The organism is Niallia sp. FSL W8-0177 (assembly GCF_038006285.1).
Taxonomy (GTDB): Bacteria; Bacillota; Bacilli; order Bacillales; family Cytobacillaceae; genus Niallia; species Niallia circulans_A.
Map to the genome: position 1 here is coordinate 4912606 of NZ_JBBOUX010000001.1, position 17412 is coordinate 4930017.

14 protein-coding genes and 1 pseudogene are annotated in these 17412 nt (G+C 34.7%); 11 read left to right on the forward strand and 4 right to left on the reverse strand.

Features of this window, described 5'->3' with window-relative positions; genetic code table 11:
- Positions 1-3: 3 nt before the first annotated feature.
- Both gatB and NST77_RS23985 read left to right on the forward strand, forming a co-directional pair.
- Positions 4-1431, forward strand: a complete 1428-nt coding sequence (gene gatB, locus NST77_RS23980; RefSeq protein WP_095333410.1) for an Asp-tRNA(Asn)/Glu-tRNA(Gln) amidotransferase subunit GatB — start codon at positions 4-6, stop codon at positions 1429-1431.
- Positions 1432-1571: 140 nt separating this feature from the next.
- Positions 1572-2225, forward strand: coding sequence for a hypothetical protein (locus NST77_RS23985; protein WP_341123677.1), 654 nt, complete (start codon positions 1572-1574; stop codon positions 2223-2225).
- A 37-nt stretch (positions 2226-2262) separates the two neighbouring features.
- On the opposite strand, the gene plsY is transcribed toward NST77_RS23985, so the two are convergent.
- Both plsY and NST77_RS23995 read right to left on the reverse strand, forming a co-directional pair.
- Positions 2263-2883: a glycerol-3-phosphate 1-O-acyltransferase PlsY gene (plsY, locus tag NST77_RS23990; RefSeq protein WP_164463757.1), complete on the reverse strand. Its 621-nt coding sequence runs from the start codon at positions 2881-2883 to the stop codon at positions 2263-2265.
- Between the two features lie 172 nt (positions 2884-3055).
- Entirely contained in the window at positions 3056-4735 is a 1680-nt protein-coding gene (locus NST77_RS23995) for a hypothetical protein (RefSeq protein ID WP_123258840.1), read from the reverse strand.
- Positions 4736-4894: 159 nt separating this feature from the next.
- Between NST77_RS23995 and NST77_RS24000 the strand changes: the two genes are divergently transcribed.
- The 6 genes from NST77_RS24000 (at position 4895) to rlmD (ending at position 10846) form a co-directional block, all read left to right on the forward strand.
- Positions 4895-5464, forward strand: coding sequence for an RNA polymerase sigma factor (locus tag NST77_RS24000; protein WP_164463758.1), 570 nt, complete (start codon positions 4895-4897; stop codon positions 5462-5464).
- Positions 5461-5931 (forward strand): hypothetical protein, encoded by a 471-nt coding sequence (locus NST77_RS24005; RefSeq protein WP_095333402.1) that lies wholly within the window; start codon positions 5461-5463, stop codon positions 5929-5931. Before NST77_RS24000 ends, NST77_RS24005 begins: the two co-directional genes overlap by 4 nt.
- Positions 5928-7013, forward strand: coding sequence for a hypothetical protein (locus NST77_RS24010; protein WP_095333400.1), 1086 nt, complete (start codon positions 5928-5930; stop codon positions 7011-7013). The genes NST77_RS24005 and NST77_RS24010 overlap by 4 nt, the downstream gene beginning before the upstream one ends.
- Before the next feature lie 65 nt (positions 7014-7078).
- Complete coding sequence (locus NST77_RS24015) at positions 7079-7996, forward strand: hypothetical protein (protein WP_095333397.1); 918 nt, start codon at positions 7079-7081, stop codon at positions 7994-7996.
- Between the two features lie 378 nt (positions 7997-8374).
- Positions 8375-9334 carry a diacylglycerol kinase gene (locus NST77_RS24020; protein ID WP_095333395.1) on the forward strand — a complete coding sequence of 320 codons (960 nt, stop codon included), beginning with the start codon at positions 8375-8377 and terminating at the stop codon, positions 9332-9334.
- Between the two features lie 138 nt (positions 9335-9472).
- On the forward strand, positions 9473-10846 hold the full coding sequence (gene rlmD / locus NST77_RS24025; RefSeq protein WP_123258843.1) for a 23S rRNA (uracil(1939)-C(5))-methyltransferase RlmD: 1374 nt from the start codon (positions 9473-9475) through the stop codon (positions 10844-10846).
- Positions 10847-11504: 658 nt separating this feature from the next.
- Here the strand turns inward: rlmD and NST77_RS24030 are convergent.
- Positions 11505-12398: a LysR family transcriptional regulator gene (locus NST77_RS24030; RefSeq protein WP_123258844.1), complete on the reverse strand. Its 894-nt coding sequence runs from the start codon at positions 12396-12398 to the stop codon at positions 11505-11507.
- Positions 12399-12491: 93 nt separating this feature from the next.
- On the opposite strand from NST77_RS24030, the gene NST77_RS24035 reads away from it, so the two are divergent.
- The 3 genes and pseudogenes from NST77_RS24035 to NST77_RS25975 form a co-directional block, all read left to right on the forward strand.
- On the forward strand, positions 12492-13679 hold the full coding sequence (locus tag NST77_RS24035) for an MFS transporter (protein ID WP_341123678.1): 1188 nt from the start codon (positions 12492-12494) through the stop codon (positions 13677-13679).
- A gap of 371 nt (positions 13680-14050) precedes the next feature.
- Positions 14051-15040, forward strand: a complete 990-nt coding sequence (locus NST77_RS24040) for a zinc-binding dehydrogenase (protein ID WP_163188367.1) — start codon at positions 14051-14053, stop codon at positions 15038-15040.
- A gap of 185 nt (positions 15041-15225) precedes the next feature.
- Positions 15226-15370: pseudogene (locus NST77_RS25975) on the forward strand (DNA/RNA non-specific endonuclease); the annotation flags it as partial.
- Between the two features lie 493 nt (positions 15371-15863).
- On the opposite strand, the gene NST77_RS24045 reads toward NST77_RS25975, so the two are convergent.
- Positions 15864-16340, reverse strand: coding sequence for a VOC family protein (locus tag NST77_RS24045; protein WP_123258847.1), 477 nt, complete (start codon positions 16338-16340; stop codon positions 15864-15866).
- Positions 16341-17412: the final 1072 nt, after the last annotated feature.

A 17412-nucleotide genomic window follows, 5' to 3' on the forward strand; every position in this document is an offset into this window, starting at 1 on the left:
AAAATGGAATTTGAAACAGTCATTGGGCTAGAAGTCCATGTAGAGTTAAAAACACAATCAAAAATATTTTCCGCAAGTCCTAACCATTTTGGCGCTGCACCAAATACAAACACAACAGTAGTAGATTTAGGATATCCGGGTGTACTGCCTGTTTTAAATAAAAAGGCTGTAGAATATGGCATGAAAGCTTCTATGGCATTAAATTGTGAAATAGCTACAGAAACGAAATTTGACCGTAAAAACTATTTTTATCCGGACAATCCGAAAGCTTACCAAATCTCTCAATTTGATAAGCCTATTGGTGAACATGGATGGATTGAAATTGAAGTCGATGGCTATAAAAAAAGAATTGGCATTACTCGTGTTCATTTAGAAGAGGATGCTGGGAAATTGAATCATGAGAAAGGATATTCGTTAGTGGACTTCAACCGTCAAGGAACGCCATTAATTGAAATCGTTTCTGAGCCAGATATTCGTACACCAAATGAAGCATACGCATATTTAGAAAAATTGAAATCCATCATTCAATACACAGGTGTATCTGACTGTAAAATGGAAGAAGGTTCTTTGCGCTGTGATGCCAACATTTCCATTCGTCCAGTAGGACAAGCGGAATTTGGAACAAAGACAGAGCTGAAAAACTTAAACTCCTTTAACTTTGTCCGCAAAGGATTAGAATACGAAGAGCAACGTCAAAGAGAAGTTGTTTCTTCCGGTGGTGTTATTAATCAGGAAACACGCCGCTTTGATGAGGCAACAAGTACGACATTGTTAATGCGTGTAAAAGAAGGTTCTGATGATTATCGCTACTTCCCTGAGCCGGATTTACCAGATTTATATATTGATGAAGACTGGAAGGCAAGAATCCGTGCGGAAATTCCAGAGTTGCCAGATGCAAGACAAAAGCGCTATATGGAAGAATGGGGCTTACCAGAGTACGATGCAAAAGTATTAACCGTTACGAAGGAAATGGCTGACTTCTTTGAAGGTACTGTGGCAAATGGAGCCGAGCCAAAGTTAGCTTCTAACTGGGTAATGGGAGATGTCTCTGCTTATTTAAATGCCGAACAAAAGGAGCTGGCTGAAGTAAAGCTTACTCCAGAAAACCTTGCTGGCATGATTAAGCTGATTGGAAATGGGACAATCTCCAGTAAGATTGCGAAACAAGTTTTTAAAGAACTGATTGAAAACGGCGGCGATGCGGAAGCCATTGTAAAAGAGAAGGGGCTAGTGCAAATCTCTGACGAAGGTGCATTACTGAAAATTATTGGTGAAGTGTTAGATAATAATCCGCAATCCATAGAAGACTTTAAAAACGGAAAACAAAAAGCAATTGGTTTCCTTGTTGGGCAATTAATGAAAGCAACAAAAGGCCAAGCAAATCCACAAATGGTCAACAAGTTATTAGTTCAGGAAATGAATAAAAGATAATAAGAAGATTTATCTCTTTAGCTGCCAGCAAATGTTCTTTGTTGGCAGCTTTTTTTATGGAGAAAGGAGGATAGTATGGAAAAAATAGCTTTATTAAGTGGAATTAAGTGAATTTCGATAGTGGCTGATATAAATGGTATTTGAGCGAGGACGGAATCAGCCAAAGTGAGTGGGGAATCAGCCAAAGCGGGGAGGGAATCAGCCAAAGTGAATGGGGAATCAGCCAAAGTGAGGAGGGAATCAGCCAAAGCGAGGAGGGAATCAGCCAAAGCGAGGAGGGAATCAGCCAAAGTGAGTGGGGAATCAGCCAAAGCGAGGAGGGAATCAGCCAAAGCGAGGAGGGAATCAGCCAAAGCGAGGAGGGAATCAGCCAAAGCGGGGAGGAAATCAGCCAAAGCGGGGAGGAAATCAGCCAAAGCGGGGAGGAAATCAGCCAAAACGGGGAGGGAATCAGCCAAAGTGAGGAGGGAATCAGCCAAAGTGAGGAGGGAATCAGCCAAAGTGAGGAGGAAATCAGCCAAAGTGAGGAGGGAATCAGCCAAAGCGGGGAGGAAATCAGCCAAAGTGAGGAGGGAATCAGCCAAAGTGAATGGGGAATCAGCCAAAGTGAGGAGGGAATCAGCCAAAGCGAGGAGGAAATCAGCCAAACAGAGGAATATCAACCAAACCACCTCATCCCAGCAAGCACTCCTTACCACCAAAAAACTACAAAAATAAAGGAGCTGCTCTCCAAAGAGCAACTCCCTGATTTGATTTCCAACCATTCGACAGTATTTCCCAGGAAAAGTTCATAATCAACAATTTCTTAAAAAGCTTGTCCAAAGAAGGGGATTAGACAATCTTCTTCGGGTTAATTCGATCCTTTTTTACGTTTTTATCGTTTACTTTAGGTTCTTTGTGATGAATAAAATTTATAATATTAGAGCGATGTAAAAAGATTAATAGTAATAAAAACAAGAAAAAGAGCCAGTCATGCTGGATATCGGGTGAAAATAGCGCATATAAGAAGATGGTTATTCCAACAGAAATACTACCAAGAAACACATATTTTGTAATAATTATAATAGCAAAGAAAGCGAAATAGGAAATCAAAAATAGAGCAGGATTAGCAACGAGTAAGGTGCCAGCAGTTGTAGCGATTGCCTTTCCGCCGCGAAAACCTGCAAAGATTGGAAAACAATGACCAACAACAGCTATCAATCCAGTATATAAGGGATTAACATCTACCATTAGTAAGTAGGGCAGACTTGCCGCGAGTGCTCCTTTTCCAACATCGAGTAGAAGAACAGCAATTCCGGCTTTTTTGCCTAACACGCGAATCGAATTAGTCGCTCCTGGATTATTGCTTCCATGTTTCCGAATATCAATGCCGTAAAAAACTTTACCAATAATTAAGGCGGTCGGAAAAGAACCAATTAAGTAGGAAGCTAATAGTAGAATAAGCAAATACATTACTCCTTTCCTATAAATGAAGTTTACTAGTTTAAAACACTATCTTTGTTCTCCTTTTTTATTCTATGCAGAAAGAGGGAGAAGTTTGTTCCCTTCTCCCTATATTATAAACAATAGATACTATTTTTTTGTTAAATTCCATTCTTTTTAGGTATTTGCATAGGAAAGACTTTTAATTATTTAATTCTTGATTGCTAATTTTTAATTTTTCAACCGTAACGATCATTTCTTCTGTATCCACATAATCTACGGTTAGCTGCATCCCTTTTTCTAGGAAAATACTATAAGGGAAATCATTTGACGAAACTTGGAAAATGGTTTTATTTCCTTCTAACATAAATTTAACAATCGTGCTATTTTCTACTTCTGCTTTATATACATAGTCGATAGTGCCAGTGATTGTTTTTTTGTCCGCGATATTGTTAGGAACGGTTTTATCATTCTTTAATAAGGTGACAAGCGCATATTTATAATCATTAAACAGCTTTGTTTTTTCTGTATGATAACTATAAACTTTTTCATCCTTGGCGTTGATTAACATAATTTCTCTTAATACATGATTGCTGTCCATGAGCGGAACAACCCATGTGAACTGACCATAAATCGTATAGAGTAGCGGAGTACCAGCCTCGTATTTTTGAGCACGGAAGGTTTTCTCTGCAACATTTATGGCGGATTTTCCATTTAAAGATCCATTTGCCTCTGTGTAGAAGGTAAGAGCCCCAGTACGAGCATTAAGCATCGAATAGCCAACCATGCTTCCACTATCTGTTTTTGGACGTGTGAAGTCAGTAAACCAATGCAATTGTAAGTCTTCATTAAAAACGCCATTTACTTCATTCATATCTTCCCAAGCAGTTGGTAGTTTCATATCTTCTTTTGCAAATAGTGTATTCCAGAAGCCGTGAATATATTTACCATACCATTCATTCCAATCTTCCGCCACACTTGTAGGAATAACATGATCAATAAAATCAGGTATATTGTCCATTCCATAATCCTTTATTTTCCCAGTGGCAGGGTCAATAATATATATTCCTTTAATATCTACTATCTCGCGGAATTTATTGTACTGACCATATGGTACGACATAATATGGTTTATCATTATCGTCTGGCTCGAAGCTGGCTTCAAGTAAAATTGTATCTTTGTGCTTACTTCTTACTAATCTTTTTAAGTCTTCTTGGAAGAATGCAGAAGGTACATATTTCATGGATGATTTAACCAAAATGGCATCCTCATTTTCATCCTCTGCACTCATTTTAATAAAACCAGGCACGTCGTCTCCTTTGATCCATTTGAAGAAGCCAGTATATTCAATCGGTGTTACCCAATACAGATGATCATTAATCTTTTGCAAGGTAGAGGTTCCTAAATCGTAATAGGAAGGATGAGAAACCTCTCCAAGTTTTTTCTCACTTCGATAGCGTGCGTAGCTTTCAGGAACAACAACAATATGCTTTTCATTTGTGGAAACAGCTTCTTTATCAATAACGGTTGCTTTTTCCTGAACAAACTGATATTTATCTCCTGTAATCGTTAAAGGATAAATAAATTGGACATATAGGCTAAATAAGACAAAATACAGGAATAAAATTCCAGTTATTCTGTATCCCTTTACCTTTCCAAATAGTAAGTCTAAGAGTAAGAAAAAGGCAAGAAAAATAGAGCCGAATTTAAAGAGAGCCTGTAAAGAATGATCAACTAGTTGAAAGTAATCAAGACAAAATATGATAAGAATCCCAGCGAGTAAGCGAGTAATTTGAAAGACAAGAAATATTTTTTTATGAAAATGACTTTTCCATATAAATGGATTTAGTGTTAAAGCTAGTAATGCAAATAAATAATGCATGCACATTCTCCTTTTGATAATTTGCTATAGATGAAATACGAAAGTAAGGCTAAAAAGTTTCATGTAATAATGATACTATTACAAAAGAGAGTCTATAAGCATGAAAAAAATAAAAAAACTGTAGGGGTATGACCATCCAATACCGTCTATTATTATAGAATGGCAGGAAAGGGGGGAGAGGCCATTAGTGATCAAGTATTAATTGAAAAGATAAAAGCAGGAAATGATCACGCATTTCGTTTGTTAGTAGAAAAGCATCGGGACTACTTGTTTCGTTCGATATATAGCATTTTAAAGGACCAAAAAGAAGCGGAAGATGCTACACAAGAAGTGTTTATTAAAATCTATACCTCTCTCCCCAAATATGAGAATCAAGGATTTAAAACATGGATAACAAGAATTGCTATCAATCATGCTATTGATATGAGAAGAAAAAAACAAAGAAGAAAAGAAGAGATGGCAGAAGAATTGGAATCCCATATAGGAGGCTCTCAGACTGATGATGTAGAACTAGAAGTGTTGAGGCGCGAACGACAAAGACTTGTGCAGAAAAGACTGGAGGAAGTCCCCGCTAATTACAGGGACGTCATTTATGGTTTTTACATTCAAGAAAAAAGTTATCAAGAAATGGCAGCAGAACAAAATGTTCAAGTGAAAACAATTGAAACGAAGCTGTATCGCGCAAGACTCTGGATCAAAACGCATTGGAAGGAGGAAGAATTTTTATGACAGCACATTATTCTAAAGATTATTGGATGAAGTATGTAAAAGATGAACTAGGTGAGAAGGAAAGATCACTACTCGAAGATCATTTGTATACATGCGATCAATGCTTAGAATTATATATAGATGCAGTAGACAAGCAAGAGGAGACACTTCCTTCAATTTCAGATGAAGCAGCTTTTATGAATGATATTATGCAAAAAATATCCTATGAAAATATGGAGATAAAAACAACAGAAGAAAAGAAACGTCGTATTTATCAGTCATCCATATTCCATTATGCAATTGCCGCGAGTCTTACTTTGATTCTCATGTCGGCAGGATTTTTTCAGTCCATTGTAAAACATACAGAAACAATTCAAAAAACGGAAGTATCTTTTAAAAATGAGCCAAAATCAGGTGGCTTAGTGGATAAGACATTTGCCTGGATGGATTCATTTGATGGTAGTAAGAAGGAGGAAGTTAAAAAATGAAAAACCCGATTGTCGCGACAATCTTAGCATTTTTTCCAGGAGGCGGGCTATTCTATATTGGAAAAAAGCTGCGAGGCTTTTTTTATGGGCTAGCAGTATTTGGACTAGCGTTTGTGTCCATTGTGATGCTTAGTGCAGGATCTCTCAATGAGTTAACATTTATAGTAGTTTTTATTGGTTTTATTATATACTGCATTAGTTTTATCGACACATTAATTACAACCAGCAGCTATTTAAAGAAACGAGTAAGTTTGGCAGCGGATTCTGAAACTGGGGAGGCTGCACCTATACTGGCAAAAACAACGGAGTCTGAGCGGTTTTATACGATTGTTTTATCGTTTTTCCCTGGATTAGGTCATATCCAATTAGGATTAGTTTATCGAGGAATAACCCTCCTAACGACATTTTTAGGCTTAGGAATTATGATTATATTTATCGCGTTTTTGACCTATACAAATGAGTTTCTTCTATTTTTAGCGATTTTGCCAGTAATCTGGGTTTATGGTTTTTACGACGTTTCTCAGCAGTTTAATAAAAAACTAAAAGGAGAAGCATTAGAAGATATTACAATTTTTCAAGACTTTGAAAAGAACAGAGAAGAGGGAAAGAAAAGCAAATTTATTGCGACCTTCTTATCAGTGTTTCCTGGTGCAGGGCATTTATATTTAGGGTTACAGCAAAGAGGGATTCAGCTAATGGCTGCATTCTTGTTCTCTATTTTTATTCTTAACGAATTAAGATTAGGGCTATTTTTATTCGTTATTCCGATTATCTGGTTCTACAGTTTCTTTGACGGATTACAAAAGGCCTCGAAAGTAGGAGAAGAAGAGTTGGAGGACGTCCCTGTTATTGCTTATTTGATTAACTATCAAAAATGGTTTGGCATTGGTCTACTAGTAGTTGGTTTATATTATTTAATGATTAATATTATTTTGCCGATCTTTTCCCCTATTATCCAAAAGGAAATAAATATTGATTTACACTTTTTCTTTTATCAATATTTCCAGACAGGAATTGTGTGCTTAGTTCTTATTATCGGTGGTATTCATCTACTAAAAGGGACGAAAAAGAAAAAAATCTAAATTATGGCCTTGCTTTTTTGTAGCTGTTTCAAAATAGCTAAGGCTTTACATAAGGAGAGAAGAGAATGCGAACATGGCGAGTGGGCACTTTTTCGATGGGCTTATCTTTAGTATTTCTTGGTGTATTTCTATTATTTACGCAGTTTTTTGATTGGAAAATAGTTACTGTTTTAAAAGTTTGGTGGCCAATTATTTTAGTTATTCTTGGAATAGAAATTTTATTATACTTGTTTTCTTCTAAACAAGAAAAACCATATTTAAGCTTTGATCTTTTCAGCATCATTATCGTTGGAATAATTGGGACAGCTGGAATTGCAATGGTCTTTCTCCAATCCTCAGGGATTATGGATTTAGTTGAACAAGGGTTAAAAAGAGAGGAAGTAACAAGTGATTTACCTGAATTTAATTATGCAATGAAGGACGATATTAAAAGAATTGTCATTGAATCTGACAATCGGCAAAATCCAATTACGATTGAAGGAACAAACGATGATGTTCTTTCTCTATTTGGAACCTATCGAGCTGTTCAATCGAAGAAGGAAGATGTTTTAAAGCCAGAGGATTATTTACTTGTATCGCAAAAGGGTGATACGTTATTTATCCGTTTAAAGCAATTGCCATATCGCGTTTCTGAATTTTACAGAGACTATGCTTCTATAAATACTACTATTCTTGTTCCAACGAGCAAAAAGTTAGATATTATTGATTTGCAAAATGACATTACAGTAAATCCGCGTAATTTAAAAAATAATTGGACAATTAATAATGTTCCACAAATTGATTTAATATTAGATGAAACAAAAAATGTGAAAGTTTCCGTAGATGATACACTCATTAACAATCAGGAACAGGAGGATTGGGAATTTCCAAATAAAGAAAAGAAGCATATAGAAGAAATAACTAATGCATTTTTGCAAAAAGGGAAGGGTGGCTCTTCCATTAACATTTTTGATAGTGGTACTTTAAATGTAACAAATCATTAATAAAAGGAGGAAAGATTGGACTCAGATGATTAAATATGGAGGAAGATCTTTCTTTTTGAATAAGGCATTGTCTAGCAATTTCTGTCTTTCTATTTTGTCAAAATTCCTCTATAAAGGATGAATAGCTGTAAGGAATGGCGAAAAAAAGTTAATCAAACGTTTGATTAATAGAAAAAAACAGGAATAAGAATGAGAAAAGTATGATGAACTAATAGATTGGGTTATAATGTGGGAAGATGCTTGAGACATGGACATTTATCATGAAAAAAGATACATATCATGGTAATAACTAGAGTTAAACATTGCCTAAGCAAGTAGTATCGTATATGATGTTATTGGTTATGGAAAAAATTGAATCTTGATTATAGGATGATGAATATGAAAAGGGCAAGAATAATATATAATCCTACTTCAGGTCGGGAAGCTTTTAAAAGACATTTACCAGAGGTGCTAAAAAGATTAGAAGAGGCAGGGTATGAAACTTCCTGTCATGCAACGACTGGACCAGAGGACGCAACATATGCAGCGAGAGTAGCCGTAGAAAGACGATTTGATCTCGTCATAGCTGCAGGCGGTGATGGAACGATTAATGAAGTAGTCAATGGAATGGCAGAACAGGAATATCGTCCAAAGCTTGGAATTATTCCAGTAGGAACGACAAATGATTTCGCAAGAGCATTGCATATTCCTAGAGATGTCATTGGTGCAGTAGATGTTATTGCAAAAGGTGATACTATTCCGATTGATATTGGAAGAATGAATGACAAATACTTCATTAATATTAGTGGTGGCGGACATTTAACAGAAATTTCTTATGAAGTTCCTAGTAAATTGAAAACCATGCTTGGACAGCTAGCATACTATTTAAAAGGTATCGAAATGCTGCCTTTCATTAAAGCTTCGCATGTCAGAATCGAGTACGACGGCAAGTTATTTGATGGAGAAGCCATGTTGTTTCTTGTAGGTCTGACTAATTCTGTTGGCGGTTTCGAAAAATTAGCCCCTGGCGCATCTATTAATGATGGGTTATTCTCTCTATTGATCTTAAAAAAGGCAAACCTTGCAGAGTTTATTCGAATTGCGAGCCTTGCGTTACGTGGAGAACATATAAATGATCCTAATGTCATTTATACGAATGCGAATTATATAAAGGTTAGCTCAGATGAGAAAGTACAAGTAAATCTTGATGGAGAATTTGGCGGATTATTGCCAGCTGAATTTATTAATTTGTATCGTCATTTTGAGTTATTTGTACCGCTTGACGCGATTCGCGATGAAGACCGACCAGATGTCAAGGATTATAAAGAGATGTTACAAATAGACAATAATAAGGAGTGAGTGGAAAAAGAAATCCCCTCACTTTTTGTTTTGGGTAACATTCAAAGATTATGTATATACCAATGACGCTTTCCTCATAATATGATACAATTACCACGCTTATTTTTTTCGGAAATATCGACGTAAAGGAAGACGATAATGAGTAAAACATTACCCGTTCAAAAGAACGATATAATAGATATAGTTTTTGAAGATTTAACCCATGAAGGTTCAGGTGTGGCAAAGATAGATGGTTACCCCCTCTTTATCCCCAATGGACTTCCAGGTGAAAAAGCAACTGTAAAAGTAATTAAAACAAATAAGAATTACGGTTTTGGTCGTCTGCTAGAGATTAAAGAAAGAAGTCCCTATCGTGTAGAAGCGCCATGCCTTATATACAAGGAATGCGGCGGCTGTCAATTACAGCATTTAAGCTATGAAGGACAATTGAAAACAAAACATAAACACGTGAAGGATGTTTTAGAACGAATTGGAAAAATCAATACGATTGTTCATCCAACACTCGGGATGGAAAACCCTTGGCGTTACCGTAATAAATCCCAAGTTCCAATTGGAGAACAAGAAGGTGGCCTCATTGGCGGATTTTATCAACAGCGCTCTCATCAAATTATTAATATGGAGCAATGCCTCATCCAACAAGAAGAAAATGATTATGTCGTAAATACAGTAAAAGATATTTGTTCAAAATATGGGGTTCGTGCATATGACGAAGCTCGTCATAAGGGAGATTTACGTCATATTATGGTAAGAAGAGGATTGGTTACGAAGGAAATCATGATTGTCTTAATTACCCGTACACAGGATATCCCCAATCGCAAAGCAATTGTTGATGAAATTGTTCAAAAGGTGCCAAATATTAAATCGATTATCCACAATGTGAATAACAAAAAAACAAATGTGATAATGGGAGATACTACTCGCGTACTTTGGGGAGAAGAGACGATTACGGATTATATTGGCGATGTAAGATTTGCTATTTCAGCTCGTTCTTTTTATCAAGTAAATCCGGAACAAACAAAGGTGCTTTATGAGAAAGCATTGGAGTATGCTGATTTGAGTGGAGAAGAGAAAGTAATTGATGCCTATTGTGGAATCGGCACCATTTCTTTATTTTTGGCAAAAAAGGCAAGGAAAGTATTTGGAGTTGAAATTGTCCCACAAGCAATTGAAGATGCAAGAAATAACGCTGTGTTAAATGATATCCACAATGTCGATTTTGCAGTAGGAGAAGCAGAAGTAGTTATCCCCAACTGGTATAAAGAAGGAAATGAAGCAGATGTTTTAGTAGTAGATCCACCAAGAAAAGGCTGTGATGAAGCATTACTGCAAACAATTCTTGATATGAAGCCAAAGAAAGTCGTCTATGTGTCCTGTAATCCAGCGACTTTAGCTCGTGATTTGCGCATATTAGAGGATGGTGGCTATAAGACAGAAGAAGTACAGCCTGTGGATATGTTTCCTCAAACGATGCATGTGGAGGCAGTGGCGAGATTAACGTTGAATATTGTCTAATTAATAAAATCTCTTGCTCGTGAAAATAAAGATTTGCTGATACGACCTTGTTTTCGTTATAAATATTTTTGCGAATCAGGGTCTATTCATGCTTTAAACTCTTGCAATTACTAGATTCTCGTTTTTTCTTATTTTATTATAACTCTAAAAAAGGTGTAAAAGCAGGCGTGCTAGAGGGTAGAAAGTACTTATTTCTGAAAGAAAAACATCAAAAATGTGGGGGATAAGATTCCCATTGTTACACTTATCTTTTCTTTAGTTACAAATTTATCTAAATTCAATTGTACCTCAACATTAGGTTTTTACTCTTAACTCCAAATATAACTTAATGTCTTTTCATTACTATGTACAATCAAATTAAACTTCTGCATTTTAAAACGGGAAGAGCAGCGGGCAGTTACGGTTTGTATCTAATGCTTATCTGCCTGTATATTCATAAAAATTCGGGCTGGATCCAATAGTGATTCAGTATTTTTTATGCTCAATATTCCTCCAATCTCTTATCCTTTCCCTCATCTTTCCATTCCATAAATTCGTAGGATTTTTAATATCTATTCAGTTAGTTTCCTAAGAGTAACACCCTATCCCCAAATTGCCAATGTGTTATAAAGAAGAACTTTATAATACATTGGCAATAGGTCAATTATTTGAATGAAATTTACTTGTTAGTTGTCTTATTAGAGTCGGTGAAGACATTATTAGCAACCTTTAGAAATTCTTTAACAGCCGGGGAGGCCTCAGAGATTGCAGAGCAAGCTAATGAAACTTCGCGGTAATTTGTTAAATTTAGATTTCCTATTTTGATATTTTGTTGTGTTTTTAAAAACAGTTCCGGACCAATTGTAATCCCAAGTCCTTCTTGTACCATATTAGCAATGGTATTGCAATCATGTACTTCAAAACGGATAAAGGGTTTAATTTGTGCTTGTTTAAATAACTCCTCTACATGAGATTGGTACATTCCTGTTGGCATGATAAAAGATTCCTTCTCTATATCGCGTATATCTATTGTGTCCTTGTGAAGGAATTTATGCTCGGCATGAAATGCTACAACCATTTTATCTTTAATGAGAGGTACTAGCTCAAAGTTAGTATTTGATTCCTTTTCTACAACAAACCCGATATCAATAATTCCAGATAGTAACCATTCTGTTATCTCTTCATAAGTACCTTCATAAAACTTAAATTCGATATTAGGGTGTTTTTTTTGAAATTTTACAAGCAATTTTGGTAATAAACAGGAAGAAGCACTCGCAAAGGTACCAATACGAATTGTCCCAGTCTCTATACTTTTTGCTAATGCAATTTCTTGATTAATACTTTCCATTCTATTCAATACTTCTCTTATATGCGGAAGAGTATTTTTTCCTATTTCAGTAAGTGATATTCCTTTTCTGCGGTCACGAATTAATAACGAAACTCCCCATTCGGTTTCTAAACTGGAAATAGCGTGACTTACTGCTGACTGTGTCATATTTAATCTTTTAGCTGCCTTGGTAAAACTCCCTAATTCTATTACTTTAGAAAAAATTTCTAAACGAACAATACTCATGAGTATTTGCTCATCTCCTTTGTCAAAAATATCAATTTTACTTATATTAGCATGACATTTAAAATGAAATCAACTTGTTAAATACTAAAGGAGATGTGCAATTTGAAAAAAAACATTAATCAAGTAATTATTATTCTATTATCTCTAGGAGCTTTTGTAATGGGGACAGCAGAGTTTGTTGTTTCTGGTATATTAGAGATTATATCTTCTGATTTAGGTATATCTATCTCAATAGCAGGACAATTGATAACCGTATATTCATTATCCTATGCGATGGGGGCGTTGGTGTTAGTAGTATTAACGGCAAAATTTGAGCGTAAAAAGATATTATTATATTCTATTATCACGTTTATTATAGGAAATATAGTCGCCTTTTTTAGCTATGATTATTTCTTATTAATTCTTTCTAGGGTCATTAAAGCAATAAGTGGAGGATTATACATAGTCGTTGCGACAAACTATGCCGCTCAAATTGCTATAACAGAAAAAAAGGGGAGTGCCATGGCAACAGTTATCACTGGTTTTACTGTATCATTAGTACTTGGTGTACCCATCGGAACATTTTTAGCTGCTTATCTAAATTGGCGTTATATTTTTCTGATTATTGCTGTCTTTACAGTTTTTCTTTTATTATTACTTTACAAATTATTACCTAGTATAAAGGGAAAGAAGCCTATACCATTTAAACAACAGATTCAAATTATCAAGGATAGACGAGTTATTATGGGGGTAATAACTACTATTTTTTGGATATTGGGGTATACGATGGTATTTGCTTATATTTCTCCGTTATTAAGTAATGGTGCAAACTTTTCCATAGAAATGACTAGCATCGCTTTATTTGTTTTAGGCACTTTTGCTTTTCTAGGTTCACGTTTTGGCGGATATGCCGTTGATAAGTGGGGACCAAATCGAACGATATCCATTAGTTTGTTAGTACATGCAATTTCTTTATTTGTGTTAACAGTTACACAGTATTCAATAATAGGTGTATTTATAACTTTGGCAGTATGGGGTGGAGCGACTTGGACAACAACATCCGCAAAGCAATTTTATTTAATTTCACTAAAACCACAATCATCTGAAACTATACTAAGTTTTAATACAGCTTTAATGAATATTGGGATGATGCTTGGTTCAGCTTTAGGGGGAATCCTTATACAACATACAAATATTATAAATTTAACTTGGATTGGTGGGTTATTTGTAATTCTTGCTTTCATTTTTATCAATTATTCTTTTAACTTAAACAAAGCAAAATTAAGGAAAGTTAGGATATAATAATTAGTTAAAATGCCAATGTATAGTATCTTCTAAGAATTCTACTTGCTGTTTTTTATTGTCTTCTAAAGCTCACTTACAATATAATACTTGATTTTAAACAAAAAGAAGGAGCAGTGGCTGCATGTTAATAAATTACTTAAACTTTTGAATGACAATTCCATCAAAATCCGAGCTAGTCTTAATAAATTAAGCTCTTTTTATTTTTCTAAACAGTTATAGCTTCCTATATCTACTTTGAATGTTCCTCTATTATAAGTAATAACTCATATTAATTATGAAAAACATTAATTTTACTAATTTAGATAAGAGTTGTAATCTAAATATAGTAAATTTACTTTTTTGAAATTGAAGTAAGGAAGTGATTTTTTTTGAAAGCGTTGATACATGATAATTTAAATAAGAATGGCCAATTGTGTATTAGAAAAATTCCAGATAGCAGCCCCAAAAAAAACGAAGTGAAAATAAAAATAAAGGTTGCGGGGCTTAATAGACGTGATTTATTTGTGATGAAAAATAGAGATGAAGAAGAAGGTGAATTCATTCCAGGATCAGATGGTGCAGGGGTTATTGTAGAAGTTGGGTCAGACATTTATTCCGACGTATTAAATCAGGAAGTTATCATTAATCCTACTTTAAATTGGGAGAGGTCAGACGATGTTCCAATTTCTCCAGATATATTGGGTGGACCTACAAACGGCACTTTTGCTGAATATGTTACGGTTCCATTTAAAAATGTGGTTCAAAAGCCTCGACAATTAAGTTGGGAAGAGGCGGGAACACTTGGTTTATCTGCTGTTACAGCTTATAGAGCACTTTTTACCAAAGGAAAACTAAAATCAGATGAAATAGTACTTATACCTGGTATAGGTGGTGGTGTTGCAACATTTGCAATGCAATTTGCGAAAGCAGTAGGTGCAAAGGTAATAGTTACATCTCGTCATAGTCAGACATTAAAGAAGGCACAAAGATTAGGAGCCGATATTACTCTTAATAGCAACATTGATTGGAAGGATGCTTTAGGCGATACAAAAGTAGATCTTATTTTAGATAGTATTGGTCCAGCAACATTTTCAAAGTATTTGGAAATTATTAAACCTAATGGCAGGATTGTATGTTTTGGTGCAAGTTCAGGAGATAGTATAACATTACCCTTGCGTAGTCTTTTCTATCCTCAAATTCAATTGATTGGTACATCTATGGGGAGCACTCAGGAGTTTGAGGAAATGATTCATTTCGTTATGAAACATTCAATTTCTACTGTTACTGAAAATGTGTATCCTTTTGAGGAAGCTAAGATTGCTTTAGAACATTTAGAAAATGGAGTGCATTTCGGTAATATTGGTTTAGCAATGTATTAACTTTTTCTATAAAAAACGAAAGTGAATTTATTACTTTTCCATTTCCTATCGTTATTTTTCTCTTGTTACTAGATAAATTTATCTCAATATAAAAGGGCGTGAGATCTAGAAAAGAGAAGTGTTTGGTCGTACAAAGAAAATAAAATTTTTTGTTAATGAACCTGTATTATTGTTTGGCAGATAACTATTCTGATGAGGCAAATGTTCCTGGTGTCGAAAGGAACATTTTTAGATGAAGGACATATCATTGCTGATTCTCTCGGAAGGATCTCAAATTCTTATCATATCATGCCTCAAGATAGTACGCTTAACCGACATGGCGATCAATCCTAGAGAATAAGTAGAAGGTAAAATCGTACTGAATAATAGGAAAGAATCACTTAAAAGTCTACGAAACAAGTGTTTCTTTGAATATGACTTTCAGTAATTGCCGGGGAATTTGCTGATGATGGAAGATCTGCAAAATCCCTTTTAGAGTTAGTTTATATCCTGATAGTTTGTCTTTATAATTATGAATGGCGTTGGCTTCAATATTGATGTGATCTTTAAAAATAATAATGCGGATGAATTTTTTTTCGACATAAAAAGAAGGTGATTTAGCTCACATTTTTTCAGCAATATATGATCAATATGGTTCCAATGAGAAAGATTTAATTATATATTATCAAATTTATTAAAGATAAATGTGATAATATAACAAAAATTAGAAGGAATAAAAACGAATATTAATCAAATATAGAAAAGAAGGCTTATAAAACCGTTGAATCCCGGCGATGGCATAACGAGGAAAGAGAAGCTGGAACATCATTAGGAGAGATAACTACTAGAATAAAATAGTGAAATTTGCAATCCAGCTTTTCTTTAAAAGTTGGATTGCATGGCATGAAAATTTGTTGTGTAGTTGCTTAGGATGCAAGACATTTGTTACACCAAGTAAATTTCCGTCAGGATCTTTAAAACTAAATCTTCCAAAACCATGGTTAGGATCAATATTCAACGTACCAACAACTACATTTTTCTCTTTTAGCCAACTATGAAACTCGGCTAAGGAAGGAGTGAAGAAGTCGATTATGCTATGTACGTTTTCTGTAATTGTATTTTTGAATGATAGCTTGTTTAATTCCTTTGTTTCGACCAAGTAGATTGTTGGTACTCCTTTAGTTTCAAATGTGAGCATAGCAGTAATACTATCCTGATAATGAATTTTTAAGTCAAAGATAGCTAAATACCAATTTAGTGAATTTTTTAAATTTGAAACTGGAATTTCCAAGGTTGCTACATGCGGCGTGAATTTACCCATTTTAAGACCTCCTAAAATTAATCATTATTTAATTATTAGCTAAAGAGATAAACTTCCCTTTATTTTATTTAAATAAATAGAAGAATCGCAGAAGAATTAGCTGAGAAACTACACCGGACATCTTAGAAGATGAAATGGAACAGGCTCGAATATTATTTCTAGTGAGATGTGGACATTTGGGATAAAATCGGTGATTGTACTGGATGGAGAAGTAATATTAATCTTAAGAACCAACATAAGGGAAAAGGGGGGAAGGTCTATAAATAAGATGTTGAAGGTTGCTCAAATAGAGAACCAAGATCTATCAGTTTATAAACTTCCAAAAGATATAAATTATTCGAATATAAACTCTGATAACTTTAACTTTAAATAAAAATATTGTCTATATTACCTGGTTAAAAATCTTTTCTTTTTTAGAAAGGATTTTTTTGTCTGTTTTGTAAACTAATAGGGATATAGTTATGAAATAATATAGAAAGGAGGATTAAAATATATTATCGACGATCTATAAGTACACGATAAGAAAATAAGTTGTCCTTTGTGTGAAAGAGAAAGACGATTGTATTAGAAGATAAATGTAAGCCTTGCTCATACTAGGGGGGGTTACATGACATCATCATAATAGATTAGATTTTCACTCTCCTTCCATCCGTTGGGAGAGTGAGGGGAGAAGAATCCCTAATGAGATTTTTTTTTCCCGCATCTAATACAACTATTTGAGTAATAGCTGTATTTATGATTCCGTCTAAGGAAACAGATTATAGATTTAAACTTCAAGGAAACCACCTCGATCAGACTTTTTTTTAAGTTTAAAGTTAAGTATTCATAAAGTAAATCAATAATGGGAAAATTGTTAAAAACAGGGAAAAAGAAGTGGTGAAAAAGCAGGTATTAATGCCTTAATTAATTGTGGTAATAGGTATATTTTAGTAGATTTTTCATCAAGAAAGCCGTAAGAATGGTGTGATTGATTTCTACGGTACTTTGCGATGTCATACGCTGCTCTAAGGGAAAATGCGAGTATGGCGACCACATTAAACAAAGTACCTAGAGTTGTGGAATGGAAAAGGAA

Bases quoted from the DNA above. Each gene is read 5' to 3' on its own strand.
- NST77_RS24030 (WP_123258844.1), bottom strand. From the start codon at position 12,398: ATGAGTATTGTTCGTTTAGAAATTTTTTCTAAAGTAATAGAATTAGGG.
- NST77_RS24035 (WP_341123678.1), top strand. From the start codon at position 12,492: ATGTGCAATTTGAAAAAAAACATTAATCAAGTAATTATTATTCTATTA.
- NST77_RS24020 (WP_095333395.1), top strand. From the start codon at position 8,375: ATGAAAAGGGCAAGAATAATATATAATCCTACTTCAGGTCGGGAAGCT.
- NST77_RS24010 (WP_095333400.1), top strand. From the start codon at position 5,928: ATGAAAAACCCGATTGTCGCGACAATCTTAGCATTTTTTCCAGGAGGC.
- gatB (WP_095333410.1), top strand. From the start codon at position 4: ATGGAATTTGAAACAGTCATTGGGCTAGAAGTCCATGTAGAGTTAAAA.
- plsY (WP_164463757.1), bottom strand. From the start codon at position 2,883: ATGTATTTGCTTATTCTACTATTAGCTTCCTACTTAATTGGTTCTTTT.
- NST77_RS23995 (WP_123258840.1), bottom strand. From the start codon at position 4,735: ATGCATTATTTATTTGCATTACTAGCTTTAACACTAAATCCATTTATA.
- rlmD (WP_123258843.1), top strand. From the start codon at position 9,473: ATGAGTAAAACATTACCCGTTCAAAAGAACGATATAATAGATATAGTT.
- NST77_RS24000 (WP_164463758.1), top strand. From the start codon at position 4,895: ATGGCAGGAAAGGGGGGAGAGGCCATTAGTGATCAAGTATTAATTGAA.
- NST77_RS24005 (WP_095333402.1), top strand. From the start codon at position 5,461: ATGACAGCACATTATTCTAAAGATTATTGGATGAAGTATGTAAAAGAT.
- NST77_RS24045 (WP_123258847.1), bottom strand. From the start codon at position 16,340: ATGGGTAAATTCACGCCGCATGTAGCAACCTTGGAAATTCCAGTTTCA.
- NST77_RS24015 (WP_095333397.1), top strand. From the start codon at position 7,079: ATGCGAACATGGCGAGTGGGCACTTTTTCGATGGGCTTATCTTTAGTA.